The organism is Escherichia sp. KS167_9B, from assembly GCF_030295215.1.
Classification (GTDB): Bacteria; Pseudomonadota; Gammaproteobacteria; order Enterobacterales; family Enterobacteriaceae; genus Escherichia; species Escherichia coli_F.
The window spans coordinates 3,641,455-3,667,325 of record NZ_AP025754.1; the positions used below are offsets into that span (position 1 = coordinate 3,641,455).

General features: G+C 46.6%; 20 protein-coding genes. 6 read left to right on the plus strand and 14 right to left on the minus strand.

What is annotated here, in order from left to right; all coding sequences use genetic code 11:
• Window positions 1-587: 587 nt before the first annotated feature.
• The 6 genes from QUE34_RS18315 to QUE34_RS18340 all read left to right on the plus strand — a co-directional run bounded on the left by QUE34_RS18315 (window position 588) and on the right by QUE34_RS18340 (window position 8,538).
• Window positions 588-1,571: a KpsF/GutQ family sugar-phosphate isomerase gene (locus QUE34_RS18315; RefSeq protein WP_001298261.1), complete on the plus strand. Its 984-nt coding sequence runs from the start codon at window positions 588-590 to the stop codon at window positions 1,569-1,571.
• 71 nt (window positions 1,572-1,642) lie between these two features.
• The gene (locus QUE34_RS18320; protein ID WP_050009853.1) at window positions 1,643-2,791 is read left to right on the plus strand and encodes a capsule biosynthesis protein; all 1,149 of its coding nucleotides are present in this window, start codon (window positions 1,643-1,645) and stop codon (window positions 2,789-2,791) included.
• Between the two features lie 23 nt (window positions 2,792-2,814).
• Complete coding sequence (locus QUE34_RS18325) at window positions 2,815-4,491, plus strand: polysaccharide biosynthesis/export family protein (protein WP_001298258.1); 1,677 nt, start codon at window positions 2,815-2,817, stop codon at window positions 4,489-4,491.
• Between the two features lie 9 nt (window positions 4,492-4,500).
• Window positions 4,501-5,241, plus strand: coding sequence for a 3-deoxy-manno-octulosonate cytidylyltransferase (gene kdsB / locus QUE34_RS18330; protein WP_000030742.1), 741 nt, complete (start codon window positions 4,501-4,503; stop codon window positions 5,239-5,241).
• Window positions 5,238-7,265, plus strand: a complete 2,028-nt coding sequence (locus tag QUE34_RS18335; RefSeq protein ID WP_105268449.1) for a capsule polysaccharide biogenesis protein — start codon at window positions 5,238-5,240, stop codon at window positions 7,263-7,265. Before kdsB ends, QUE34_RS18335 begins: the two co-directional genes overlap by 4 nt.
• 34 nt (window positions 7,266-7,299) lie before the next feature.
• Window positions 7,300-8,538, plus strand: coding sequence for a capsule polysaccharide biogenesis protein (locus QUE34_RS18340; RefSeq protein ID WP_105268450.1), 1,239 nt, complete (start codon window positions 7,300-7,302; stop codon window positions 8,536-8,538).
• A 366-nt stretch (window positions 8,539-8,904) separates the two neighbouring features.
• Here QUE34_RS18340 and QUE34_RS18345 read toward each other — a convergent pair whose 3' ends face one another.
• The 14 genes from QUE34_RS18345 to gspD form a co-directional block, all read right to left on the minus strand.
• On the minus strand, window positions 8,905-12,204 hold the full coding sequence (locus QUE34_RS18345; protein WP_286338870.1) for an HAD family hydrolase: 3,300 nt from the start codon (window positions 12,202-12,204) through the stop codon (window positions 8,905-8,907).
• Window positions 12,201-13,469, minus strand: a complete 1,269-nt coding sequence (locus tag QUE34_RS18350; protein WP_157945166.1) for a CatB-related O-acetyltransferase — start codon at window positions 13,467-13,469, stop codon at window positions 12,201-12,203. The genes QUE34_RS18345 and QUE34_RS18350 overlap by 4 nt, the downstream gene beginning before the upstream one ends.
• 323 nt (window positions 13,470-13,792) lie before the next feature.
• The gene (locus tag QUE34_RS18355; protein WP_105268454.1) at window positions 13,793-14,449 is read right to left on the minus strand and encodes an ABC transporter ATP-binding protein; all 657 of its coding nucleotides are present in this window, start codon (window positions 14,447-14,449) and stop codon (window positions 13,793-13,795) included.
• On the minus strand, window positions 14,446-15,222 hold the full coding sequence (locus QUE34_RS18360) for an ABC transporter permease (RefSeq protein ID WP_123059890.1): 777 nt from the start codon (window positions 15,220-15,222) through the stop codon (window positions 14,446-14,448). The genes QUE34_RS18355 and QUE34_RS18360 overlap by 4 nt, the downstream gene beginning before the upstream one ends.
• Before the next feature lie 1,172 nt (window positions 15,223-16,394).
• Window positions 16,395-16,931, minus strand: coding sequence for a GspM family type II secretion system protein YghD (yghD, locus tag QUE34_RS18365; protein ID WP_105268456.1), 537 nt, complete (start codon window positions 16,929-16,931; stop codon window positions 16,395-16,397).
• A 1-nt stretch (window position 16,932) separates the two neighbouring features.
• Complete coding sequence (gene gspL, locus QUE34_RS18370) at window positions 16,933-18,111, minus strand: type II secretion system protein GspL (RefSeq protein WP_105268457.1); 1,179 nt, start codon at window positions 18,109-18,111, stop codon at window positions 16,933-16,935.
• The gene (gene gspK, locus QUE34_RS18375) at window positions 18,108-19,085 is read right to left on the minus strand and encodes a type II secretion system minor pseudopilin GspK (RefSeq protein ID WP_105268458.1); all 978 of its coding nucleotides are present in this window, start codon (window positions 19,083-19,085) and stop codon (window positions 18,108-18,110) included. Before gspK ends, gspL begins: the two co-directional genes overlap by 4 nt.
• Complete coding sequence (gene gspJ / locus QUE34_RS18380) at window positions 19,082-19,687, minus strand: type II secretion system minor pseudopilin GspJ (RefSeq protein ID WP_105268459.1); 606 nt, start codon at window positions 19,685-19,687, stop codon at window positions 19,082-19,084. Before gspJ ends, gspK begins: the two co-directional genes overlap by 4 nt.
• A complete protein-coding gene (gspI, locus tag QUE34_RS18385) occupies window positions 19,684-20,055 on the minus strand; it encodes a type II secretion system minor pseudopilin GspI (RefSeq protein WP_105268460.1) in 372 nt (123 codons plus the stop codon). The genes gspJ and gspI overlap by 4 nt, the downstream gene beginning before the upstream one ends.
• A complete protein-coding gene (gene gspH / locus QUE34_RS18390; RefSeq protein WP_105268461.1) occupies window positions 20,052-20,615 on the minus strand; it encodes a type II secretion system minor pseudopilin GspH in 564 nt (187 codons plus the stop codon). Before gspH ends, gspI begins: the two co-directional genes overlap by 4 nt.
• A gap of 3 nt (window positions 20,616-20,618) precedes the next feature.
• On the minus strand, window positions 20,619-21,074 hold the full coding sequence (gspG, locus tag QUE34_RS18395) for a type II secretion system major pseudopilin GspG (RefSeq protein WP_001087289.1): 456 nt from the start codon (window positions 21,072-21,074) through the stop codon (window positions 20,619-20,621).
• Between the two features lie 16 nt (window positions 21,075-21,090).
• Window positions 21,091-22,314, minus strand: a complete 1,224-nt coding sequence (gspF, locus tag QUE34_RS18400; protein ID WP_001173476.1) for a type II secretion system inner membrane protein GspF — start codon at window positions 22,312-22,314, stop codon at window positions 21,091-21,093.
• Window positions 22,314-23,807: a type II secretion system ATPase GspE gene (gene gspE, locus QUE34_RS18405; protein ID WP_105268462.1), complete on the minus strand. Its 1,494-nt coding sequence runs from the start codon at window positions 23,805-23,807 to the stop codon at window positions 22,314-22,316. The genes gspF and gspE overlap by 1 nt, the downstream gene beginning before the upstream one ends.
• Window positions 23,807-25,867, minus strand: coding sequence for a type II secretion system secretin GspD (gene gspD, locus QUE34_RS18410; RefSeq protein ID WP_032303780.1), 2,061 nt, complete (start codon window positions 25,865-25,867; stop codon window positions 23,807-23,809). The genes gspE and gspD overlap by 1 nt, the downstream gene beginning before the upstream one ends.
• Window positions 25,868-25,871 lie beyond the last annotated feature (4 nt).

Below are 25,871 nucleotides of genomic sequence, written 5' to 3' on the forward strand. Positions count from 1 at the left end.
ACAGATATAGCAAAAATACAATCCGGCCAGATTTAATTCCGCATTCATTACCAGAAATAATCAACACCACAACTATCATATCATTCAATAGTCACCGCTAAAATTTTATTATTTTCCTCTTCTTTACATAGAAATCGTCAACCTGTTTATTATGCCACACTTAAATAGTTAATCACAAAACAACATCACCATTATTTGCGTATTTTATTTATTAATAACATAGTCATACGTTCTTTTTTTACAAGGAAATAATCAATTGATAAATTGTTTTTGATCTTAATAGTCAAGTAGGAAACATTTTAATAAATGATAAAAATCCTAAATTCCTTGTTCATAATGTAGGGGTGTGTTAAATAGGTGGGCAAAATTTGGTTCCCCTTCTCGCCTGTAATATTGCAGCATCTTCGCACCTCCATGAGACATTGCGACTTAATAAGAAGGTGATAAGTCCTGCATATAAGCATGGACTGACCATGGTTTTATATTCATTAAAAATTTTGTTACAACCCATTGATTTAGCATAAATAAATTATAGTGGGTTCGGGTTTGTTGTGACTGTGGCATTATTTCCGTGCAAAGGAGCTGATATGTCTGAAAGACATTTACCTGATGACCAGAGCAGTACTATCGATCCATATCTAATTACCTCTGTTCGCCAGACTCTGGCAGAACAAGGCGCAGCATTACAAAACTTGTCTAAACAACTGGATTCCGGGCAGTACCAGCGTGTCCTTAATTTGATAATGAACTGTAAAGGGCACGTTATTCTTTCGGGAATGGGTAAATCAGGGCATGTCGGTCGTAAAATGTCAGCGACGCTGGCCTCTACGGGTACGCCTAGTTTCTTTATTCATCCTGCAGAAGCTTTCCATGGCGATCTGGGCATGATTACGCCTTACGATCTTCTGATCCTTATTTCTGCCAGCGGTGAAACGGATGAAATCCTCAAGCTAGTTCCTTCACTGAAAAATTTCGGCAACCGAATTATCGCCATTACCAATAATGGAAATTCCACGCTGGCGAAAAATGCTGATGCCGTGCTGGAACTCCATATGGCGAATGAAACCTGCCCGAATAATCTTGCACCAACAACGTCTACCACGCTGACGATGGCGATCGGCGATGCGCTGGCGATTGCCATGATCCACCAACGCAAATTTATGCCGAATGATTTTGCGCGCTATCACCCGGGCGGTTCATTAGGTCGTCGCCTGCTGACCCGCGTTGCTGATGTCATGCAGCATGATGTTCCTGCGGTACAGCTGGATGCGTCATTTAAAACCGTGATTCAACGTATCACCAGCGGATGCCAGGGAATGGTGATGGTAGAAGACGCAGAAGGTGGGCTAGCAGGCATTATCACCGACGGTGACCTGCGTCGCTTTATGGAAAAAGAGGATTCTCTGACATCCGCCACGGCTGCGCAGATGATGACACGTGAACCGCTGACGCTACCGGAAGACACCATGATCATTGAAGCGGAAGAAAAAATGCAAAAGCACCGCGTCTCAACGTTATTGGTGACCAACAAGGCAAATAAAGTCACTGGCCTTGTGCGCATTTTCGACTAATTAAGCAACGGGGTGCGAGAGGTTAGTCTCTCATTGAGTTTGCGCCCCACTGAAACTTTGATAATCGTTACATGTTGATAAAAGTGAAGTCTGCCGTATCCTGGATGCGTGCTCGTCTGTCTGCCATCTCACTGGCAGATATCCAAAAACACCTGGCGAAAATCATCATTCTGGCACCGATGGCGGTGCTGCTGATCTATCTGGCTATCTTCAGCCAGCCTCGCTATATGAGCGAGTCGAAAGTCGCCATTAAACGCTCGGATGATTTAAACAGCGGCAGCCTGAATTTTGGTCTGCTTCTGGGTGCCTCTAACCCCAGTTCCGCAGAAGATGCGTTGTATCTGAAAGAGTACATCAACTCGCCGGATATGCTGGCGACGCTGGATAAGCAACTAAATTTTCGTGAAGCGTTTAGCCACAGCGGGCTCGATTTTCTTAATCATCTTAGCAAGGATGAAACTGCAGAAGGCTTCCTGAAGTACTACAAGGACCGTATCAACGTCTCGTATGACGATAAAACCGGATTACTGAATATTCAGACGCAGGGCTTTAGCCCGGAGTTTGCGCTTAAGTTTAACCAGACCGTGCTGAAAGAGTCAGAGCGCTTTATCAATGAGATGTCACATCGCATCGCGCGTGACCAGCTTGCCTTTGCAGAAACGGAGATGGAAAAGGCACGCCAGCGTCTGGACGCCAGCAAAGCGGAATTGCTCTCTTATCAAGACAACAACAACGTTCTGGATCCACAGGCACAGGCACAGGCGGCGAGCACGTTAGTGAATACGCTGATGGGCCAGAAGATCCAGATGGAAGCGGATCTGCGTAACTTGCTGACGTATCTGCGTGAGGACGCCCCGCAAGTAGTGAGTGCGCGTAATGCGATTCAGTCATTGCAGGCACAAATCGATGAAGAACAAAGCAAAATCACAGCGCCGCAGGGTGACAAGCTAAACCGTATGGCGGTGGATTTTGAAGAAATCAAATCAAAAGTAGAGTTCAACACCGAGCTGTACAAACTGACCCTGACCTCCATTGAAAAGACCCGTGTAGAAGCGGCTCGTAAGCTCAAGGTGCTGTCAGTGATCAGTTCGCCACAGTTGCCGCAGGAATCGTCTTTTCCAAATATCCCTTATTTGATCGCCTGCTGGTTACTGGTGTGCTGCCTGCTGTTCGGCACCCTGAAACTGTTGCTGGCTGTTATTGAAGATCACCGAGACTAACGCTGTCGCTGAATGAGTTTGTGATGAAATTATTTAAATCAATTTTACTGATTGCCGCCTGTCACGCGGCGCAGGCCAGCGCGGCCATTGATATTAACGCTGACCCAAACCTTACAGGAGCCGCGCCGCTTACCGGTATTCTGAACGGGCAACAGTCGGATACGCAAAACATGAGCGGCTTCGACAATACCCCGCCGCCCGCACCGCCGGTGGTAATGAGCCGTATGTTTGGTGCTCAACTTTTCAACGGCACCAGCGCGGATAGCGGTGCGACGGTAGGATTCAACCCTGACTATATTCTGAATCCGGGTGATAGCATTCAGGTTCGCTTGTGGGGTGCGTTCACCTTTGATGGTGCGTTACAGGTTGATCCCAAAGGTAATATTTTCCTGCCGAACGTTGGTCCGGTGAAAGTTGCTGGCGTCAGTAATAGTCAGCTAAATGCCCTGGTCACATCCAAAGTGAAGGAAGTATACCAGTCCAACGTCAACGTCTACGCCTCCTTATTACAGGCGCAGCCAGTAAAAGTGTACGTGACCGGATTTGTGCGTAATCCTGGTCTGTATGGCGGTGTGACGTCTGATTCGTTACTCAATTATCTGATCAAGGCTGGCGGCGTTGATCCAGAGCGCGGAAGTTACGTTGATATTGTGGTCAAGCGCGGTAACCGCGTGCGCTCCAACGTCAACCTGTACGACTTCCTGCTGAACGGCAAACTGGGGCTTTCGCAGTTCGCCGATGGTGACACCATCATCGTCGGGCCGCGTCAGCATACTTTCAGCGTTCAGGGCGATGTCTTTAACAGCTACGACTTTGAGTTCCGCGAAAGCAGCATTCCCGTAACGGAAGCTTTGAGCTGGGCGCGCCCTAAGCCTGGCGCGACTCACATTACGATTATGCGTAAACAGGGGCTACAAAAACGCAGCGAATACTATCCGATCAGTTCTGCGCCAGGCCGTATGTTGCAAAATGGCGATACCTTAATCGTGAGCACTGACCGCTATGCCGGCACCATTCAGGTGCGGGTTGAAGGCGCACACTCCGGTGAACATGCCATGGTACTGCCTTATGGTTCCACTATGCGTGCGGTTCTGGAAAAAGTCCGCCCGAACAGCATGTCGCAGATGAACGCAGTTCAGCTTTATCGCCCATCAGTGGCTCAGCGTCAGAAAGAGATGCTGAATCTCTCGCTGCAAAAGCTGGAGGAAGCCTCACTTTCTGCCCAGTCATCCACCAAAGAAGAAGCCAGCCTGCGAATGCAGGAAGCACAACTGATCAGCCGCTTTGTGGCGAAAGCACGCACCGTGGTTCCGAAAGGTGAAGTGATCCTCAACGAATCCAATATTGATTCTGTTCTGCTTGAAGATGGCGACGTCATCAATATTCCGGAGAAAACATCGCTGGTTATGGTTCATGGCGAAGTGCTGTTCCCGAACGCGGTGAGCTGGCAGAAGGGTATGACCACCGAGGATTACATCGAGAAATGTGGTGGCCTGACGCAAAAATCGGGTAACGCCAGAATTATCGTCATTCGTCAGAACGGTGCTGCCGTCAACGCGGAAGACGTGGATTCACTCAAGCCGGGCGATGAGATTATGGTTCTACCGAAATATGAATCGAAAAATATTGAAGTTACCCGTGGTATTTCCACCATCCTCTATCAGCTGGCGGTGGGTGCAAAAGTGATTCTGTCTTTGTAAGGAGTTGAAATGAGCAAAGCTGTTATTGTCATCCCGGCTCGTTATGGCTCATCGCGTCTGCCGGGTAAGCCGCTACTCGATATTGTCGGCAAACCGATGATCCAGCATGTTTACGAGCGTGCGTTACTGGTGGCGGGCGTCGCAGAAGTTTGGGTGGCAACAGACGATCAGCGTGTTGAAAAGGCCGTGCAGGCATTTGGCGGGAAAGCCATCATGACGCGCAACGATCATGAATCCGGCACCGATCGGCTGGTCGAGGTGATGCATAAAGTCGAGGCAGATATCTACATTAACCTGCAGGGCGACGAACCAATGATTCGCCCGCGGGATGTAGAAACGCTGCTACAAGGAATGCGTGATGATCCCGCGTTGCCAGTGGCAACGCTATGCCACGCGATTTCTGCCGAAGAAGCGGCTGAGCCAAGCACGGTAAAAGTGGTGGTAAATACCCGCCAGGATGCGCTTTATTTCAGCCGTTCGCCTATTCCGTATCCGCGTAATGCTGAAAAAGCGCGCTACCTGAAACACGTTGGTATTTACGCTTATCGTCGCGATGTGCTGCAAAACTACAGCCAGTTACCGGAGTCCATGCTGGAGCAGGCGGAATCACTGGAGCAGCTGCGGTTGATGAGCGCGGGGATCAACATCCGCACATTTGAGGTTGCCGCAACCGGTCCGGGCGTCGACACCCCAGCATGCCTGGAAAAAGTGCGCGCCCTGATGGCACAGGAACTGGCTGAAAACGCATGATTGGCATTTACTCGCCTGGCATCTGGCGTATTCCGCATCTGGAGAAATTTCTGGCGCAACCGTGCCAGAAACTTTCTCTGCTGCGCCCTGTTCCGCAAGAAGTTGATGCTATCGCCGTGTGGGGACATCGTCCCAGCGCGGCGAAACCAGTCGCCATCGCCAAAGCAGCGGGAAAACCCGTCATTCGTCTGGAAGATGGATTTGTGCGTTCGCTGGATCTTGGCGTCAATGGCGAGCCGCCGCTTTCTCTGGTGGTGGATGATTGTGGCATTTACTACGATGCCAGCAAGCCTTCAGCACTGGAGAAACTGGTACAGGATAAAGCCGGAAATACAGCTCTGATAAGCCAGGCCAGAGAAGCGATGCACACCATCGTAACCGGGGATTTGTCGAAATATAACCTGGCACCTGCGTTTGTGGCGGATGAATCAGAACGTTCAGACATCGTTCTGGTTGTCGATCAGACATTTAATGATATGTCAGTGACGTATGGTAATGCGGGTCAGAATGAGTTTGCCGCCATGCTGGAAGCCGCGATTACGGAAAATCCTCAAGCCGAAATTTGGGTGAAGGTGCATCCGGATGTCCTGGAAGGAAAGAAAACAGGTTATTTCGCTGATCTGCGCGCCACGCAACAAGTACGTTTGATTGCCGAGAATGTCAGCCCGCAATCGCTGTTGCGACACGTTTCCCGGGTTTACGTCGTGACCTCCCAATATGGCTTTGAAGCCTTACTGGCAGGAAAGCCAGTGACATGTTTCGGTCAGCCCTGGTATGCCGGCTGGGGCTTAACCGACGATCGCCATCCGCAGTCCGCTTTGTTATCTGCCCGACGCGGTTCTGCCACGCTGGAAGAACTTTTTGCCGCAGCATACCTGCGTTACTGTCGCTATATCGACCCGCTAACGGGGGCCGCAAGCGATCTGTTTACCGTGCTGCAATGGCTGCAATTACAGCGTCGACATCTGCAACAGCGTAATGGCTATTTATGGGCGCCAGGCTTAACGCTGTGGAAGTCGGCGATTCTGAAACCTTTCTTGCGTACCGCGACAAACAGGCTGAGTTATTCACGCCGTTGTACTGCGGCGACGGCTTGCGTGGTATGGGGTATAAAGGGAGAGCAGCAATGGCGAGCCGAAGCGCAGCGAAAATTACTGCCGTTATGGCGAATGGAAGATGGTTTTCTGCGTTCATCCGGGCTTGGCTCTGACCTGTTGCCGCCGCTATCGTTGGTCCTGGATAAACGCGGGATCTACTATGACGCCACGCGCCCCAGCGACCTAGAAGTGCTGCTTAATCATAGCCAGCTAACGCTGGCGCAGCAGATGCGAGCTGAAAAATTACGCCAGCGACTGGTTGAAAGTAAACTGAGCAAGTACAACCTGGGAGCCGATTTCTCTCTACCAGCCGAAGCCAAAGATAAAAAAGTTATCCTGGTGCCGGGTCAGGTAGAGGACGATGCCTCTATTAAAACAGGCACTGTCTCGATTAAGAGCAACCTTGAGTTATTACGCACAGTACGCGAGCGTAATCCGCACGCCTACATTGTTTATAAACCGCACCCGGATGTACTGGTGGGGAATCGCAAGGGCGATATTCCGGCAGAACTGACTGCTGAACTAGCTGATTATCAGGCACTGGACGCCGATATTATTCAATGCATTCAGCGCACAGATGAAGTGCACACCATGACATCATTGTCCGGGTTTGAAGCGTTATTACATGGCAAGCACGTACATTGTTACGGCCTGCCCTTCTATGCCGGTTGGGGTTTAACCGTCGATGAACATCGCTGCCCGCGTCGCGAGCGAAAATTAACGTTAGCGGATTTGATCTATCAGGCGCTGATTGTTTATCCAACCTATATCCACCCAACACGGCTACAACCTATTACGGTTGAAGAGGCGGCGGAATATTTGATCCAGACGCCGCGCAAGCCGATGTTTATTACCAGAAAAAAAGCGGGGCGAGTAATACGTTATTACCGCAAATTAATTATTTTCTGCAAGGTCAGATTTGGCTAAACAATTTCATAGTTGACTATTACGCAAATTATTTATGCAAGGTAATGCACTAACCGTTTTATTATCCGGTAAAAAATATCTGCTATTGCAGGGGCCGATGGGACCTTTTTTCAATGACGTCGCCGAATGGTTAGAGTCATTAGGACGTAACGCTGTGAATGTTGTATTCAACGGTGGGGATCGTTTTTACTGCCGCTATCGACAATACCTGGCTTACTACCAAACGCCGAAAGAGTTCCCCGGATGGTTAAGGGATCTCCACCGGCAATATGACTTTGATACCATCCTCTGCTTTGGTGACTGCCGCCCATTGCATAAAGAAGCAAAACGCTGGGCAAAGTCGAAAGGGATCCGCTTTCTGGCATTTGAGGAAGGATATTTACGCCCGCAATTTATTACCGTTGAAGAAGGCGGAGTGAACGCATATTCATCGCTACCGCGCGATCCGGATTTTTATCGTAAGTTACCAGATATGCCTACGCCGCACGTTGAGAACTTAAAACCTTCAACGATGAAACGTATAGGTCATGCGATGTGGTATTACCTGATGGGCTGGCATTACCGCCATGAGTTCCCTCGCTACCGCCACCATAAATCGTTTTCCCCCTGGTATGAGGCTCGTTGCTGGGTTCGTGCATACTGGCGCAAGCAACTTTACAAGGTAACACAGCGTAAGGTATTACCGAGGTTAATGAACGAGTTGGATCAACGTTATTATCTTGCCGTTTTGCAGGTGTATAACGATAGCCAGATTCGTAACCACAGCAATTATAACGATGTGCGTGACTATATTAATGAAGTCATGTACTCATTTTCACGTAAAGCACCGAAAGAAAGTTATTTGGTGATCAAGCACCATCCAATGGATCGTGGTCACAGACTCTATCGACCATTAATTAAGCGGTTGAGTAAGGAATATGGCTTAGGTGAGCACGTCATTTATGTGCACGATCTCCCGATGCCGGAACTATTACGCCACGCAAAAGCGGTGGTGACGATTAACAGTACGGCGGGGATCTCTGCACTGATTCATAACAAACCACTCAAAGTGATGGGCAATGCCCTGTACGACATCAAGGGCTTGACGTATCAAGGGCATTTGCACCAGTTCTGGCAGGCCGATTTTAAACCGGATATGAAACTGTTTAAGAAGTTTCGTGGGTATTTATTGGTTAAGACACAGGTTAATGGGGTTTATTATGGGGGGAATAAAGGAAATACGAGAACGTATTTTTATTTAAATAGTTTAGATAAATATTCATACAGTAAATGAAATCGTATGATATTTTATTTTAACGTTCTCTGAATGATAGATAAACTCAATTATTTCATAATTAGAGGAAAAGAAAAATCATAAAAGCACGCTTAATAAGAGCAAATAGAAACCATAATATTTTAACATCAAGTAATGTAAGTATAATCATAAAATCGTTTTATATGTTTGGTACAGTCGCAGCAAACAAACAACACAAAAATTTCAAATGTGCACGAACCACTTATTATTACTGTTGCAAATTCAAACAAAATGCACTTTCTTTACCTAAACAAAAGAGATACAATAAAATATTATTTATAAATAGCTCAATACATTTTAATATATATTCCACCACTTCCAGAATAGATGTGGTGGAATACACCATTATTTTAATATATATTTATTCAAAATACTCTTGGCAAGAGTTGACTTACTATCACAAATAAATTTATATGGTTCTGATTTGAACTTTGAAAATTTTTTATTATTTATAAGTTTCGCTTTATTGGCCAACGTTATAAAGGGAGTCATAACCTTTACAACCCTCGTCAACCTCCCCCTCATACGAAGAATGTCTTTATGGTTTTTAATTACTTGCTCTCCTTTTTTCCATAAACTAGAATCATTTTTATCTGTTAGCAAAAATTGAATATCACGACAAGAATATCTGTTCTCGAAGCTAATGTCCATAAAAGCATTAGCATCAATATAATTTGGTTGATTTAAGAAGTAAGAATATACTTTTATACTTGAAGCTGGAGAAACTTTTATTTCATCTATTAAATGGCCATAACGACTAACAAGATCAATATTAAAATCAATAATTCCTTTATGCAAATCATTTGCAAATTTGACTCGTTTCCCTTCATCGCGCACTGATAAATAAACAGGTTTTCCATGATGGAATCGAACAAAGCTTCCCTGATTGTTAAGAAACGCCATTTCATACATCAGAATATTCTTACTATAAGAATGCGCTGATGTCTTAGGATTTAATTTATCGTGTATATATCCCTTTGCAGAACCAATATCTTTTGTTATATTTTTATCTATTTCACTAAAAGTGCAAAAATAATACCCAATCAACTGTTTTCCTAGCAAATTGAACAACGAACGCTGCATTGTTCCGTTATGACCAATATCAACTATAGCATAATTTTCATTATTAAGAAGACCTTCATTTCTATAGTAATTAATTAACTCATCTCGTTCATGCTGTGTATGCAGCAATATATCACCAGATAGAATATCAATTAAAGCATTTAACTTAGCACGATCATCATCTGAGCGATAACTTACAGATTGTTCCATATCTGTAAATCCTGATGCAGAAATTGCAGAGTGATGCTTTGAAATATCAAAACCAAGCCTATTTAAAAATAATTTCTTTAATGAAACAGGGGAAAAATTAACATCAAACAGAGACTTTATATCTTCAGTCGTTTTAATTGATGCCACATTAACACTGCGACGAGACGCTAAAAGATAATAAGATTCTGGTGCGTTAGGATATAATTTAGCGACAACATCATACACTTTTTTAATTATATCACCATCTCTAGAAAGAAAATAAATTCTTTTAATATTATCTTGAATACTATTTCTATAAATCCACTGTGCAAATCCAAAAAATACATATCCTAACACTCCATATCCTAATTTATATGGTTCACCTGAAAACAGAGTATTTTCTTTAAATAAAAATGGATTGTCACAGAATTTATTTCCAATAATTCCTTTTATAATAGCGTTGAGTTTTTTATCTCCAGTATCAATTTGCGTTAATAAAGAAGATTTTTCCTTAAGACAGTCAATTGTACGAGGCATATACACTGCAGCAATACCGTGATGTACTGCCATTTTTATATCGGCATTTTGGTTATCGCCAATATGCAAAATATTGCCTGCAGATATATTAAGATCTTTCTTAATGTAATCGAACAAATTGCCAGTATGTTTCAATAACCCAACTTCGGAAGAAAGATAAAGCTTATCCCAATGATCATATCCATTTTTGTTAAGTAACTTCTGAATAAACTCTTTTCTAAAAAAAATGTCTGACGTAATGATAACTTTCTTACCTTTTAGTTTTGCATAATTATATAATTCATAGACCACTTCACGTTTACGACAGAAAATCATTTCAAATTTTAGTTCTAAATTTGTAAGTTCTTTTGCTATCGATTTTTTTACACCCAATTTTTCACATAAGGCTTCGTATCTCTGCTCTATGGTAATTTCTTCGCCAACATGATCAACAACTAATTTCCTTGCATTAAGACGTTCTTCTTTAAAATTTTTTACTGAATCACCAAGTAACGATAAAGCATCATCGTGCATTATATCAAATAAATCACTAGGCGTATCAAGATCGCGAACTAATAGTGTATCAAAGATATCAAACGAAACGACTTTTGCCCCATCAATTTTTCGTTTTATTTCTTTTAGCTTAAAACGCATTTTTTTATTATTTATTTTTGTTAATGGTAAAAGAGTTTCAGGCAATTTTTTTTGAGTATTTCCCGGTGTTTTATCTGAAGAATTTGCAATAAAGCTTTGCATTTTTCGATCAACCGCCAATAACCAGTTTCTAATATACTCATTTTTATCAATCTGTTTATACCCCCAATAAAAACCAAGCATATCTCGAATTTTATCTTTTTTGTTTAAAAATTCGATCTTTGGACAAACTCGAGTTTCTGTAATTGGAGATAAAATAATAGACCAGAAATGCGAGGTCATAAAATCTTGGAATATTGGAATATAATTTCTATCACCGAACTCCTTGCTTTCATTAAAAATCGGTTGATATAAAAACTCAATTTGCTTATCAAAATATTTAGCTTCTGTTGCAACGGACGAGGAAATTGTCACTACTTTTGAAATATTAGGATGACTTAGTAAATAATAAGTAGGTTCATTTATAACAGAAGCAAAACCACATGATTCGACATAGTCTATAATATGCTTATCTTCATTTTTTAAAAAAGGATGTCTACTATAATAAACTTTACCATATTCGATGCCGAGTTGCTCAAACTCTTTTTTAAAATCTAAAAGATTTAGCATTTTACCATTCTTAGAGACAGCTTTATCTTCAAGTGTTTGACCGATAAAAAGAGCACTATTAGGTTTTATTTTTATATTATCAATAATTCTTTTCCATCCTTTAAATGCTGATATTCTCAATCGGTCTGCATATAGCCAATATGTTTCTGTTGGGTAATAAAAATCTCCTAGTTTTTTAAAAACATTTCTATCATTCGAGGAAAAACCAAATAATACGTCATCCAAGAAACGAACTGGATGTAACCATATGTCGACATATTTTATATTAGCTCTAGTTAATATACTTCTTGTTTGCTCGGATAATTCGTACCCAATTACAAGATCGTCATGACTTATAAAATCATGCAGATACGCCAAGGAATCATTAATAATATCTTTGTGATTATAATAGAATTGAGTTTTATGTATATTAAGTTCAACATTAGATTTTTTGAAAAATTCTATTCGTGAAAATTTATCCAATGCAGTGAGGGAGGATGTAAAAATTCTTGCTTTTTTTCCTGAGCTCTGCTCAATCGGTCTTTTTAAAACTTCATACAACCATTTAACGTTGGAAAATTGCTCCTTTTCTTTTGTCATCAAAAAGTCAGATGAAATATAAATATTTTTAATCATTTCTTTGTAACCGGTTTATTAAAATATGTATGTAAAAGAGATATACCTTCACCGTTAGGGTGAATTGTGCCGTCGTTTAAAGTATGCTGCAATATATCGATCCCTAATTCTTCAACAGGGATCATTCGACTTTTATATTTTTCCTTCAGTTCATTTAAATTCCATATAGGATGTTTGTATTCCCCTTCACATATAAATTTGTTACTTTTTTTATTTAGCATTTCCCTTCCAGACAAACACCAAAAAATATATTTTAAGTTATTGATGTCAGTCAACTCATCAAGACATTTAATTCCTTTCTGATAGCAAAGACGATCATTATCACCATTCATGAAATTAGGGTCTATAAATACTCCATCTTGTTCATTATCAATTAATGTTGCATTTCCTATTCGAAAATCAGGCACAAAAAAATAAACCATTCTAAATATTTTACTCAGCCATATGATGGTTTTTTTTAAATTTATACTGTATGAAGATGCTCCTGGGATACCAAGCAAAAAATAATTACGAGGAAAGAGATGTCCTTTTGAAATTTCTTTTTGCCATAGATAAACATGAGAAGGTCCAACAATTATATTTTCACGTTTAATTTCTGATAGTTGTTTATTAAAATCGTTAAAATAATAAGAGTCATATTTTTTTTCAGGCAATCTGGATTCCGCAATCTGGAGAATAAAATTGGAATTATTTATAAGATTTGTTTTTTTATTCATCATCAATGATGATAAATCTAAATCCCACCATTTAATACTCAAAAGCAAATTAATTTTTTCAACAGAAAATCTATAACCTATTACTTGTGCAGGAATACCAGCTACAATAGCATAATCTGGAATATCTTCTTCGACAACTGAATTAGGATATATAACAGAGCCGTCTCCAATACTCACGCCAGAATATACAGTAACACCTTTGTGAATCAATACATCATTACCAATTAAGGTGATTTTATCTTTTTCGTAAAAAAAACGGTTGGGTTTGATGGATTGGTAATATTCATCATTAATAAATGGGCCATTCTCAGCGTAGTTGAAGAAATGATTACTGAATGATCCTTTTTTTTCTTTATTAAGCCCTATTAGACAATTTTCATCAATACGACTAAATCTTCCAATAAAGCAATTTCTTATCTTACTTAAGTTAGAAATAAATGTATACGCGCCTATATAAAAACGCCCCTCAATTTTGCTGTTAGCGTAACAAGGTGATTCAAGGATCCCCGAACCATTAATTTTATCAGAATTTAAAGTTAAATTTTTCATATGAAATTTATTATAGCAAACTCTATGTACAGAATATATAAAAATGATAGTGTAAAATGTAATAGCCTTCATTGTCATTAATAACACATCGTATCATTTCATGAATTATTTTATTATTTACAATATATTGCCACAAACGCTGCGTTATATTGCAAGGTTTTATTGGCAAATAATTTTAATATTTTTAATGAAGGATAAAATATTAGCACCATAAAAATTAATACGGCACTACAAAATTAAAAACAACAATTAAAAAACATGTAGAAAATATATAAGCGATGGTTATAAACAATCATTACTTCAAATTGACATATTTTACATTTTTAGACTTTAAAATACTCCGCCACCCCTTCCTGAACATCCTCATGAAAACTAACCACATTATCATCCTTAAATACAATCGCCACATCACAAAACTCTTTCAATGAATTCAAACTATGTGAAACCATTAAAAAGCTAGATTCTTTATGCCTTTCTTTAAACAATTGAGCGCATTTTTCTTTAAACCTGGCATCACCGACTGCGGTTACTTCATCGACGATATAATAATCAAACTTAAATGCCATGCTTAAACCAAAGCCCAGACGAGATCGCATACCTGATGAGTAAGTTTTAATCGGCATATCGAAGTACTTACCGAGCTCGGCAAATTCTTCGACAAACTCAATTTTCTCTTTCAGCTCTTCTTGCTTCGCGTATAACCGCGCAACAAATTTTACGTTTTCGCGTCCGGTTAAACTTCCCTGAAATCCACCTGCGAGGCCAACTGGCCATGATATTGTTTTATTAGTAATGATCTTTCCACTGTCGGGGCGGTCAATGCCGCCAATCATTCTCAGTAACGTTGATTTACCCGCTCCGTTGCGACCAATAAAGGCAACACTTTTTCCTGAAGGGATTTCGAGGTTTAAATCCTTAAAGACATAATGTCGACCCGTTGGCGTGCGATATGACTTCGTCAAATTCTCAATCTTAATCATGATGTCAGCATGGCCTCCTCACGAGTTCGGTATAACGCCAGACCAATGAACAGGGTTACCAGAGTGAACATTGCCAGGTAGTTCAGACTCACGCCTTCGCTGATATAGCCAGGCATGACGGCCTCGCGGCTTAACTCCACGACATGCACTAATGGGTTCCAGAGTATATACGACCAGTATTGCTTTGGAATTGAGTGCAGAGGGAACATGATGCAGGAGATGAAATAAAGGGGCTTAAGAAGTATCGGCAGAACCTTTTGCATTTCGGGGAAGGTTTTACCAACGACCATGAATATTAAGCCGACGCTGCATGAAAGAATGATCAGCAGACTCCAGGTAGCCACAAGTTGTAAAAAATTTGTTATCTCGAAATATTCGCCTGCCATCCTGACAATGAGCATAAGCAGAATATAAACAGCAACGTAAATCAGCGTCTCAAGCAGGGCGCGCGCAATGATCGTATCGATGGGTTTTACTGGTCGATAATTAAACAGCCCCTGATTCGCTTCAATAGCACCTACAGAACGATTGCTGATACTGCTAAAGATAAAAAAGGGAATCAGGCCATTAAGTAAAAACACCGGGAATGAGATGTCTGGCATCGTGCGGTGCATAATGTAACCAAAAATGCCCAACAGTATCAGCAAATGTGCAGAGGGCTCGAGAATCGCCCACAGATATCCCAGACGGAACTTACCAAAGCGTGTTCGTATTTCTCGTAGAAATAATGCCTCTACGGTGACTTTCTGGACTTCAAATCCACTTCTTGCCATTTGATGATGTGATCCTAATATCTTCAGGTATGCTACCGCCCTTGGCTTAACAGCTACCAATACACTGGAGGTAATACTTATTTGTAACTGGATAAATTTCGTTCAGACGGTTCGGCCTTTTTAATAGCCGTAAACAATTTCAGCAGAAATTATTTCCACAGGAATAAACTGTTCTATTTCCGTCTCGTTTCTTCTAATCCATTCTTCAGGCATGAATGCATTCGGTCTTCTGGTTCTTTCAGAAAACTGGCCATTTTTAGAATGTAGAGTTAATTTCTCAGGAAATTATTTTTACCCCTTTTTGCTTAACCAATATGGCTTGAAAAAGACATAAGGCCCCATGCGTTCTGGATTGCTCCGTAACACACTTATTCAAAATTGGTCGCTAATTTCGCGAGAAATTATTTTTTACTATTACTGTTAACTACTTGATTATAATGCCTCTATGAATTTTATGCGTAACAACACCTACAATCTGTCTCAAACCAGAACGCACGCGATTGATTACCAATTAATTATTTACCGAGAAACTATTTCCCTATTTAAAATTCACTCATGTACTTCTTATTTATATCTACGGCACCCTCTTTACAGCCATATTTGTGATTTACATCACATTTAAACGATATTATTTAAGCCGCACCAATAATTCCGCGAGCAATTATTTTTGTCGATTAAAATATACATCTTGATTATTTTGTGTATTTATTTTAACCAGCGTTACAGCCAGCATTATCCCTCAGTAGATATACCTGAGCAGATATTTCTTAAAATCGACGAATAGTTTCCTGGGGAATTATTGTGTTTATTTAAAATTCCCTTTCTGATTATCTCCAGGAATTTTACTAATTTCCAGGCTACACAAAATACAGATCACACAAGAATTATCCTATATGTTTTGACCTATCAATTGTTACTCAATGATTTATTACAACTATTAATAATCATAATGTGTCAAAACACTTAAGCATCTTTACATTCTGAAAAAGGTGATGATTAACGAAGGCTACATACTGAAAAACGAATTCTTACAGTATTGTCGAACATTCCGTGGTGGTCTGGTGGGAGATAATTCTTACTACATCAGAACTCAGCCCGGTGAGCGGGTTTGACAGTTCCGCACTCACCTTTGGGCTAAGGTTATCAGGTGGGGTTTAAGGGGATGGCAATACCTACCCCCGTCCAAACTCCAGTCGCTGCACATTCACCATCCCAGGCTTCTCACCCGCACTGACATCAATTTGTGTCACCCGCAGCGCATACTTTTCATCCAGCGCGTTTAACCAATTCAGCAGGTCATTAAACACCACAGGTTCTATCCAGACTTGAATATTCTCCCCACGCTCGGCTATCCGCTTGATGACCACCGAGTGCGCGGAAGCACTGTCACTGATAACCCGCGATACCTGTGCAGGCGTTGTTGTGGCGGATTTTCGCGCCGCAATAATATCCGGCGCGGAGCTCTTCAGTCGCGCGTTCATCGCCACCAGCTGCTGCAACATCGTCTCCTGTTGCTCAATCCGTTCGCTCAACGGCTGCCAGATGAGAACGTAATATCCGGCGCTAAACAGGAACACTACCGCTGCCAGTAACATGCCTTTTTCACGCGGAGAACGCCCCGCCAGGTGTTGTGTCAGCCAGTGTTCGCCACGGCTTAACTGGCGTTCACGCCATTGCTGAAAATAGTGAATAAATTTATCGCGTAACATGTTATTTCCTCCGCAACGTTACGCCGCCGGAAACCGCATCACCCTCTTTCTGTAACGCGTCCTGTTGCACAACATAATCTGCCGCCAGTGCGCTACGCAGTTTGTCGAAGCTGGCAAAGTTCGCAGCCCGTAGCTGGAGGTGAAGCGTCTGGCGTTTTTGATCAAAGGTGAAACCACGCATTTCGATGTCGGAAAGTGACGCTGATTTCAGGGTGCTGGCAATCGCTGACAACTCAGCGAGCAGCCGGGTATCATCGGCCTGCGGGCGATATTTTTTCAGCGCCATCGTCACCTGGGAACGCAAATTCACAATCCGCTTCTGCTCCGGGAACAGTGTTAAGAACTTTTTTTCCGCCTGGGTGCGGCTTTGCGCCACCTGTTCGCTGATGCTCCATAACGTCACGCCCCGTTCCACTGCCAGCGCAACCAGAATCAGCAATATCGGCAGAATCATCACCCGCCAGCGCGCCCACTGTTTTCGGTAGCTGACCCGAGGCTGCCACGGCCCTGTTAGCAGATTCCCTTCCGGTTCGCCATAAATGGTAATGGCGGGCAGAGCCGTAACGGTCAGGCGTTCGGCGTCCGCACCAGCCCATGCAGATAGTTCTTCCGGTGCAATGCCGACCACGGTTAGTGAAATCGGTAAATTCTGCTCATTGAGCTGTGCGCGGAACATGACCGGAGCCAGCGCCCGCCCGGCGCTCCATCCCCGGCATTCATCGATGCGGCAGATAACCCGTTGCGCATCGCCAGCCATAAACCCACAAGGAATGGACATCCAGTCTGGCGCGACGGTAGCGCGGGTGATGCCGTTTGCCTGCAACCACTGCGCAATGTTGCGCATATGCTGCTGGTGAATCACCGCCACGGTTGCCTGTTGTTGGTCGATTTTCAACGCGGCGAAATGCAGTTCGTCAATATCCTGATTCAGCTCTTCTTCCAGTAAGGCAGGCAGAATAGTTGGTATCTGCTTGCGGGAGACATCAGGCAGTTCAACCTGCCAGACGCTGATCCATTCGCCAGGAATGTAGAGTCGAATCGCATCAGTTTGCAGCCATTGCTGGAGACGTTCGTCAGCAACGTCAGGCCAGATGCCACACTCCACGTCGGCGGTACGACGCTGCCAACGGATGGAATCAGCGGCGCAAAGCGGGAAAAAAATCTCAGGCATGGAACTCACTCACTTTCTCCTGTCTGATGCCAGAGAACAGAAAAGTGTTGTGGGCCCATGCGGACAATTAACGAGTTCATCGTCAGTTCAATCTCATTCACGGTGATATCTGAACGCAGCCAGAAGTAATTGCTGTCCACGCTCAGGACGGTTTTTAGCTGTTTTTTAGTACGCTCATCGACGTCAGCAAGTAGCGGCTGTGCAAGAAACTGATCGACATCTTCCCAGCCCTTCGCCGGACGTTGTTGTAATAACGCCCGCGCCTGTACAGGGCTTAACCACGGGTCAAACAGCGCCTCAAGAATCACACTTTGCGTGACGTCCAGGGTGTTGATGTTGATTTGCTGGCTGGTCATCGGCAGCGCACAGACCAGCGGTTTCAGTTTTTGATAAAGTCCGGTGTCCATTCCCTGCACCACGCGCATCTCGCTGATATCAGCCAGCGGTTGATTCGCGGCGTAGAACGGTACCGAGCGGGCGAGATACTCGCTGTCTTCACGGCCCAGACGCGTCTGCACGCTGCGGTCCTCGTCAATAAATTCCCACAGGCTTTCGGCTATCAGTTCGGCCCGATAAGCAGGCACATCCAGGCGCGAGATCAGGGCAATCAGTTGTTGTACCGCGAGCGGACGCGACGCCGTTGTTGGTTGAGCAAGGGCATTCAGGTTAAAGCAGGCCTGAGCGTCACGCAGAGTGACGGCAATTTGCCCCTGCGGCAGTGGCAACAAACGAGGGCCGGAAGCCCACGGCTGCGCCAGATGCACGCGCTTTTCATTTTTCAGGCTCAGACTGAGTGCGCTCAGCGCGAGGCTTTCTGCACTGGCGCTATACCACAGCGCCTGCTGGTACCCCTGCTGGCTGCGCGTTCGCCCAAGTTGTTGCTGCATCCGCCCGGAAAGCGTGATGGTTACCAGCATCATGACCGCCAGCAATACCAGCACTACGACCAGTGCCATTCCGCGTTTTGGTGGTGAAGTGATCATGATAATTGCGGCCCGCGTAACAACCAGATGCGTTCAATCTCGCCCCATTGCGGCGAATGCAGAGTCATGCGCACTGCCACAGGGATCGCCTGCACTGATGACCAGATTTCCTGCCAGCGAGTGCCGTCGTAAAACTGCAAACGAAGTGAATCCGCCGGAATCAACTTTTGCGTTGTTGGCTTCACGCTGCCTGCGGCATCGGTCAGCGGCCAGGCTAACCGTTCGAGATAACCGTCATGAATGCGGTAACCGACGGTGAGCAGATTACTGCGCGGCAGACGCATCAATGGATTAACCACACCGCCGCGTACAAAGCGTATTCCTTCACTCTCAGAGGCCAGCACGCCAGCGCCCGCCAGTAACGCAGGTTCTCGCTGCCCCTGATCGCCTCTTACCGGACGCGGCATCATTTGGGTCAGATCGTGGGTCAGAAAACTCATCGTTTGCTGCATGAGGTTCAGTTTTTGATCGTGTCCGGCGACGGCGCTATTCACGCGTGTGACGCCGTTTGTCACCTGCTGTGCCATCAGTGCCAGTGAGGCAAAAATGGCGATTGCCACCAGCATTTCCAGTAACGTGAAACCAGCGCGAGTCCTTTTCACTGTTGGCCTCCCACGGCGCTAAACCAGGCGCGTCGTGACTGAATCACTGACGAAAAGTCTTCATGAAGACTGACTTCAATATCCACCGCCTGGAGCAGCGCATTACCGGTATTCAGTGGTGTGGTTCGCCAGAACCAGCGGCTTCCTGCCATATCGCTCTCGCCCTGGTGCCTGACCGCCCGTTGTTCGCGGGTCATCAGGTAGAGCAGTGCGGTCTGGTTTTCAGCTACCCAGCCCGCTACCGTTTTTTCCTCAAGGATTTGCTGATTACTCAGCGCACCGCTGGCAATCTGTAACACCGCCGTGGCAGCCAGCGCAAAAATCGCCAGTGCGATCATCACTTCCAGCAAGGTAAATCCGCGCTTCATGGCATCCTCTCATCACATTGATTGAGGGATAACGCGCCATCGTGCGCCAGCTTTACCGCCCAACATGCGTTTTGCGCCGCCGAGTAGAAGCGCAGCGTAAACGGCGTGGCGGGTTCAAAAGGCGAAAAACGGATCTGCGGCGTCTTCTTTTTCGCCTCTTTTTGCAGCTCCAGTTCAATATCGTGCAGCGTCAGGCGACGACGTTGCAGCTCCAGCGCATACTCCTTCTGCCAGATATCACTTCCGGGTTGTAACAGCATCTGCACCTGTTTCGGCACCGTAACCTGTGCCGATAACCGGGTCGCAGAAACAGGCAACCACTGCCCGTGACGACGCTGCATAAACTGATAACCAGGCGGGTCGATTAGCACACCGAGTGTTTGCCCTTCGATCACTGCCCTGTCCTTAAACTGCGCAAAGCGAGTCAGAAAATCCTGCGCTGCTTTTTTCGCAGGCGGTTCAGAATCGGTCGCAAAAGTCTGCACCACGCCCGCACTGGCAAGGCCGATAAGGAAAATCACCAGCATGATTTCCAGAAGAGTGAATCCGCGTCCAGGCACTGATTACTGAAACTCCTGCAAATTCCAGTTACCGATATCTGCGCCAGCGCCTTCCCCGTTTTCCTGACCATCTGCCCCCAGGGTATAAACATCAAACAGCCCTTTTTCACCCGGGCTGAGATACTGATAATCATTGCCCCACGGATCCTTTGGCAGTCGTTTAATGTATCCACCGGTACGGTAGTTGCGGGCGTCCGCCATATTGGCTGGTTGCTGGATCAACGCCTCCAGTCCCTGTTCGGTAGTCGGATAACGCCCGTTATCCAGTCGATACATATCCAGCGCGTTCTCCAGCGCCACGATATCGCTGATGGCTTTTTGCCGATCTGCTTTCTCTTTGTTGCCCAACAGGTTAGGCACCACCAGACTTGCCAGGACGCCAAGAATAACAATCACCACCATCACTTCCAGCAGGGTAAAACCTGCCCGTGGTTTTTGTGTGCGGGATAACGAATTCATGTGATAACTCCGTAAATTACATTCCAACCATATTGTTCAGTTGCAGCATCGGTTCGAGGATGGCGATGACGATAAACAGCACCACGCCCGCCATCATCACCACCAGCGCCGGCTCAAACAGCCCCAACGCCAGCCCCACCTGGGTATCAAATTCCCGTTCCTGGTTGACTGCGGCCTGTTCAAGCATGGTTTCCAGTTCACCGCTCTGTTCGCCGGAGGCGATCATGTACAGCATCATCGGCGGGAACAGGCGCAATTCCGCTAGCGCAGCGCGTAGACTGCTTCCTTCGCGGACGCGATCTGCCGCCAGCAGCAGTTGTTGCTCGACATAGCGATTTGCCGACACGGCGGCGGCGGTCTGAATGCCTTCCAGTAGCGGAACACTGCTGGCGGTGAGGATGCTTAAGGTGCGGGAAAAGCGCGCCGTATTCAGTCCGCGCGCAACACGCCCCGTCACGGGAAGACGCAGCAAGGTTTTATCCCAGCGCAGGCGCATCGCAGGATTTTTGAGTAGTCGTTGCCCCAGCACCAGAAGCCCCAGCAGACCCGCCAGCCAGTAAACGCCGCTGGTCTGCAACGCGTCGCTCATAGCGATAAGAGCGCGGGTGGAGGCAGGCAGCGCGTGTCCGAGATGATCAAACTGTTCGATAATTTTCGGCACCACCGCCGTCAGCAAAATAGTGACCACGCCCGTTGCCACCACCAGCAGTACCAGCGGATAGAGCATGGCCTGCAGCAGGCGTGATTTCAGGCGCTGTCGCTGTTCGGTGTAATCCGCCAGGCGATTGAGCACCACGTCGAGATGCCCGGATTTTTCTCCGGCAGCCACCATCGAACAAAACAGGGAGTCAAAGACGCGGGGATGTTCGCGCAGGCTGTCCGACAGGGTGTAACCTTCCTGAATCCGGCTGCGTAGCGCCATTCCGAGGCTTTTTACATGCAGTTTTTCACTTTGCTCACTGACCGCCTGTAAGCAGGTTTCCAGCGGCATTGCTGCCTGCACCAGCGTTGCCAGTTGGCGAGTGAACAGCGCCAGATCTGCCGCCGCCACACGACGATGTGCGTGTCGCCGACGCTGCAACATTCCCCCTGACGAAGCATTCATCCGGGCTTCAATGTGTACGGGGATAAGCTCTTTACCGCGCAACAACTGGCGGGCATGACGCGCGGAATCCGCCTCAATCATACCTTTGGTTTTGCGACCATTACGCTGTAACGCCTGATAGTAAAACAGTGCCATTACGCCTCCATCGTTACCCGCAGCACTTCATCGAGAGAGGTTTCTCCGGCAAGCACTTTCTCAATGCCGTTGCTGCGGATACCCGCAGAGTGTTGCCGGACATAACGTTCCAGCTCCAGTTCCCCGGCCTGACGGTGGATCAAATCACGCAATGTGGCGTCTACCACGATCAGCTCATGGATGGCAGTACGCCCGCGAAAACCTTTGTGATTACAGGCGGGGCAGCCCTGCGGATGGTACAGCGTGACGGTACGCACATCGGTAATTCCCAGCAGGCGTTTTTCTTCATCAGTGGCAGGCGCGGGCTGGCGGCAGTCGGTGCACAGTGTGCGAACAAGTCGCTGCGCCATCACGCCCGTCAGGCTGGAAGAGAGCAGGAAAGGCTCAACGCCCATATCCTGCAAACGCGTGATCGCCCCCACCGCCGTGTTGGTATGCAGCGTGGAAAGTACCAGGTGTCCGGTCAATGACGCCTGGACGGCGATTTCTGCGGTTTCGGTATCGCGGATTTCACCGACCATCACCACATCTGGGTCCTGACGCAAAATCGCGCGCAGGCCACGGGCGAAGGTCATGCCGACGCGGGTGTTAACCTGTGTCTGACCGATCCCTTCAATCATGTATTCGATGGGGTCTTCAACCGTGAGAATGTTGCGCGAGTGGTTGTTCAGCTCCTGCAATCCGGCGTACAGCGTGGTGCTTTTGCCGGAACCTGTCGGCCCCGTCACCAGAAAGATGCCGTGCGGTTTGTGCAGTAGCTGGCGCAGCTGCGCGGTCAGTTGCTGACTTAAACCCAGACGCTCCAGCGTCAGGCGGGCCTGGTTTTTGTCCAGCAGTCGCAGCACCACGCGCTCGCCCCAGGCGGAAGGCATAGTGGAGACACGCACGTCAATCGCCCGACCACCCAGCAGCAGCGCAATACGGCCATCCTGCGGTACGCGCTTTTCGGCGATATCCAGCCGCGCCATCACCTTAATACGTGATACCAGCAGCGAGGCCAGTTTGCGCCCCGGGCGCAGCATTTCATGTAATGTGCCGTCAACACGAAAACGGATAACCAGACTCTTTTCAAATGTCTCGATGTGGATATCCGAAGCGCCTTCTTTAATCGCCTCTGCCAACATGGCGTTGATCAGTTTGATGATTGGCGCATCGTCGTCACTTTCCAGCAGATCTTCCGTTTCCGGCAGTTCTTCAGCGAGGGTAAAAAAGTCCTCGGCGGAACCGAGATCTTCCATCAGCTGGCGGGCCTCGGAAGAGTCCCGTTGCCAGACCGCATTCAGCCGCTGTTCAAATTCGGCCTCGTCGATTTGCCGCAGCGTAAAAGACGCGTTCAGCCCCCGCTGCAGCTCCTGCAAAACAGAGAGCGACAACGGATGCACATGGAGGATCTCCAGCGACGCTTCGCACCATGCCACCAGGCTAAACCGACGGCTGAAACTGTAGGGCAGACGCACGGTGTTAGCAGTGGTTTCCTGTGCTACAGGCACCATTAACGCGTTCTCCCAGCATTAAGGAACGCGCGAACTTCTGGCGGTAAGGCCTGATTTTGCGCAGGCAATATCGGCTGCGCGGTGTGCGGCATCAGGCTTAAGCCCTGCTCATCGCGATAGATCTGTTCGGCGCGCATATAGTTATATTTGCGCTGCGACACGCCGTCTGCCGCCATACCATCACGCAGAATGGTCGGGCGGATAAACACCATCAGGTTACGTTTTTCTTTTTTATCCGCCGTCGATTTAAACAGGTTACCAATCAACGGGATATCGCCCAGCAGCGGCACTTTCGCCACGCTTTCTCCCGCCTGATCGTCCATCAGACCGCCAAGCACGATCAGCTCACCATCGTTTGCCAGCACGGTGGTTTTCAGTTTGCGCTCGCCAAACACGACGTCGAGGCTGGTCTGTCCTTCCACCTTCGACACTTCCTGCTCAATCACCATCTGTACCGCGTTTCCTTCGTTAATCTGCGGCGTGACTTTCAGCATGATGCCGACTTTTTTCCTTTCTACTGTATTGAAAGGATTGCTGTTATTGGAGCCAACGGTAGAGCCGGTTAATACCGGAACATCCTGGCCCACCATGAAGAAGGCTTCCTGGTTGTCCAGCGTAGTGATGCTCGGCGTGGAGAGAACGTTCGAGCTGGAGTCGTTTTTAACCGCCTGTACCAGCGCCATCCAGTCGCCTTTCACCACGCCAACCGCCGTACCGCTAAAGCCAGAAAGAAGCTGGGCGAGCGTGGAGAGATCGCCGTTAGTATCCGGGTTAATGGTGGTGGCACCGTTTTCGCTGATCACCGTTGAACCTTTCTGCGGTTTCGCCTGAGAAATGGCTGCGCCCAGCGTACCGATAGGGATCTGCGTACCGTTAGCAAACTGCATTAATCCGGCATCTTTCGACGCCCACTGCACGCCGAAGTTGATATTGCTGCCTTCGGCAACTTCCACGATCAACGCCTCGACATGCACCTGAGCACGGCGAATATCCAGTTGTTCAATCACGCTTTGCAGCGACTGCATGATGTCCTGCGGCGCGGTGACAATCAGGGCATTACTGTGTTTGCTGGCGGCGATGGAGACAACCTCACGCCCGCTACCAACCGTGCCTTCCGCCTCTTCTTTAGCCGCTGTGAGCGTGCCGCTGACCTGTTTCAACACATCGACCAGATCTTCGGCTTTGCTGTATTTGAGATAGAACACCTGGCTGTTGCCGCTGCGCTCCATTTCTGAGTCCAGCCGACGGATCAGGCGGCGCATTTTGTCTCGCGTGGCAGGGTCACCACTGACAATCACGCTGTTGGTGCGTTCGTCGGCGACAATTTGAGATTTCAGCGTCGCAGGCTGGTTCTCGCCGCTGTTTTTGGTCAGGCTTTCCAGCACGCGGGCAATTTCCGAGGCCGAGGCGTTATCCAGCGGGATCACCTCTTCGGTGCGGTTTCCCGCATGATCCACGCGCTGGATCACTTCCGTCAGGCGCTCCACGACGGAGGCGCGTCCGGTAAGCATAATTACGTTGGAGGGATCGTAATTAACAACGTTGCCTGAGCCAGCGCTATCGATCATCTGGCGCAGGATCGGCGCCAGCTCGCGTACCGAAACATTACGTACCGGCACTACTTTGGTGACCATTTCATCGCCCGCGTAGTTGTCGCTGCCTTCACCGACCAGCGGCAGCGGCTCAACTTTTGCGGCGCTGGATTTCACCACCTTCAGCACGTCGTTTTCCATCGGTACGACGGCATACCCCTGCGCTTCCAGCAGATTAAGGAATAACTGGTAATACTGGCGTTCATTGAGTGGGGTCATGGTACGAATACTCACTTTCCCCTGTACGCCCGGCCCCATAATGATAGTTTTATTAAGGTTAGCGCCGACGGTTTCGATGAACGATTTCAGGTCTGTATCTTTAAAATTAGCGGTGAAAGTGGCTTCTTCCGCCCAGACCGGTGAACTGCATAATGCCGCTGCCAGCACCAGCGGCAGTAAACGCTTTTTTGTTTTGAGGTCAGTTGTCTTCTTACGCCAGACCGACAACGTAATATCACGCCAAAACACGATG

Bases quoted from the DNA above. Each gene is read 5' to 3' on its own strand.
- kdsB (WP_000030742.1), top strand. From the start codon at position 4,501: ATGAGCAAAGCTGTTATTGTCATCCCGGCTCGTTATGGCTCATCGCGT.
- gspI (WP_105268460.1), bottom strand. From the start codon at position 20,055: ATGAAGCGCGGATTTACCTTGCTGGAAGTGATGATCGCACTGGCGATT.
- QUE34_RS18360 (WP_123059890.1), bottom strand. From the start codon at position 15,222: ATGGCAAGAAGTGGATTTGAAGTCCAGAAAGTCACCGTAGAGGCATTA.
- QUE34_RS18320 (WP_050009853.1), top strand. From the start codon at position 1,643: ATGTTGATAAAAGTGAAGTCTGCCGTATCCTGGATGCGTGCTCGTCTG.
- gspK (WP_105268458.1), bottom strand. From the start codon at position 19,085: ATGATCACTTCACCACCAAAACGCGGAATGGCACTGGTCGTAGTGCTG.
- QUE34_RS18315 (WP_001298261.1), top strand. From the start codon at position 588: ATGTCTGAAAGACATTTACCTGATGACCAGAGCAGTACTATCGATCCA.
- QUE34_RS18335 (WP_105268449.1), top strand. From the start codon at position 5,238: ATGATTGGCATTTACTCGCCTGGCATCTGGCGTATTCCGCATCTGGAG.
- QUE34_RS18340 (WP_105268450.1), top strand. From the start codon at position 7,300: ATGCAAGGTAATGCACTAACCGTTTTATTATCCGGTAAAAAATATCTG.
- QUE34_RS18350 (WP_157945166.1), bottom strand. From the start codon at position 13,469: ATGAAAAATTTAACTTTAAATTCTGATAAAATTAATGGTTCGGGGATC.
- QUE34_RS18355 (WP_105268454.1), bottom strand. From the start codon at position 14,449: ATGATTAAGATTGAGAATTTGACGAAGTCATATCGCACGCCAACGGGT.
- gspG (WP_001087289.1), bottom strand. From the start codon at position 21,074: ATGAATTCGTTATCCCGCACACAAAAACCACGGGCAGGTTTTACCCTG.
- gspF (WP_001173476.1), bottom strand. From the start codon at position 22,314: ATGGCACTGTTTTACTATCAGGCGTTACAGCGTAATGGTCGCAAAACC.
- QUE34_RS18325 (WP_001298258.1), top strand. From the start codon at position 2,815: ATGAAATTATTTAAATCAATTTTACTGATTGCCGCCTGTCACGCGGCG.
- yghD (WP_105268456.1), bottom strand. From the start codon at position 16,931: ATGTTACGCGATAAATTTATTCACTATTTTCAGCAATGGCGTGAACGC.
- QUE34_RS18345 (WP_286338870.1), bottom strand. From the start codon at position 12,204: ATGATTAAAAATATTTATATTTCATCTGACTTTTTGATGACAAAAGAA.
- gspE (WP_105268462.1), bottom strand. From the start codon at position 23,807: ATGGTGCCTGTAGCACAGGAAACCACTGCTAACACCGTGCGTCTGCCC.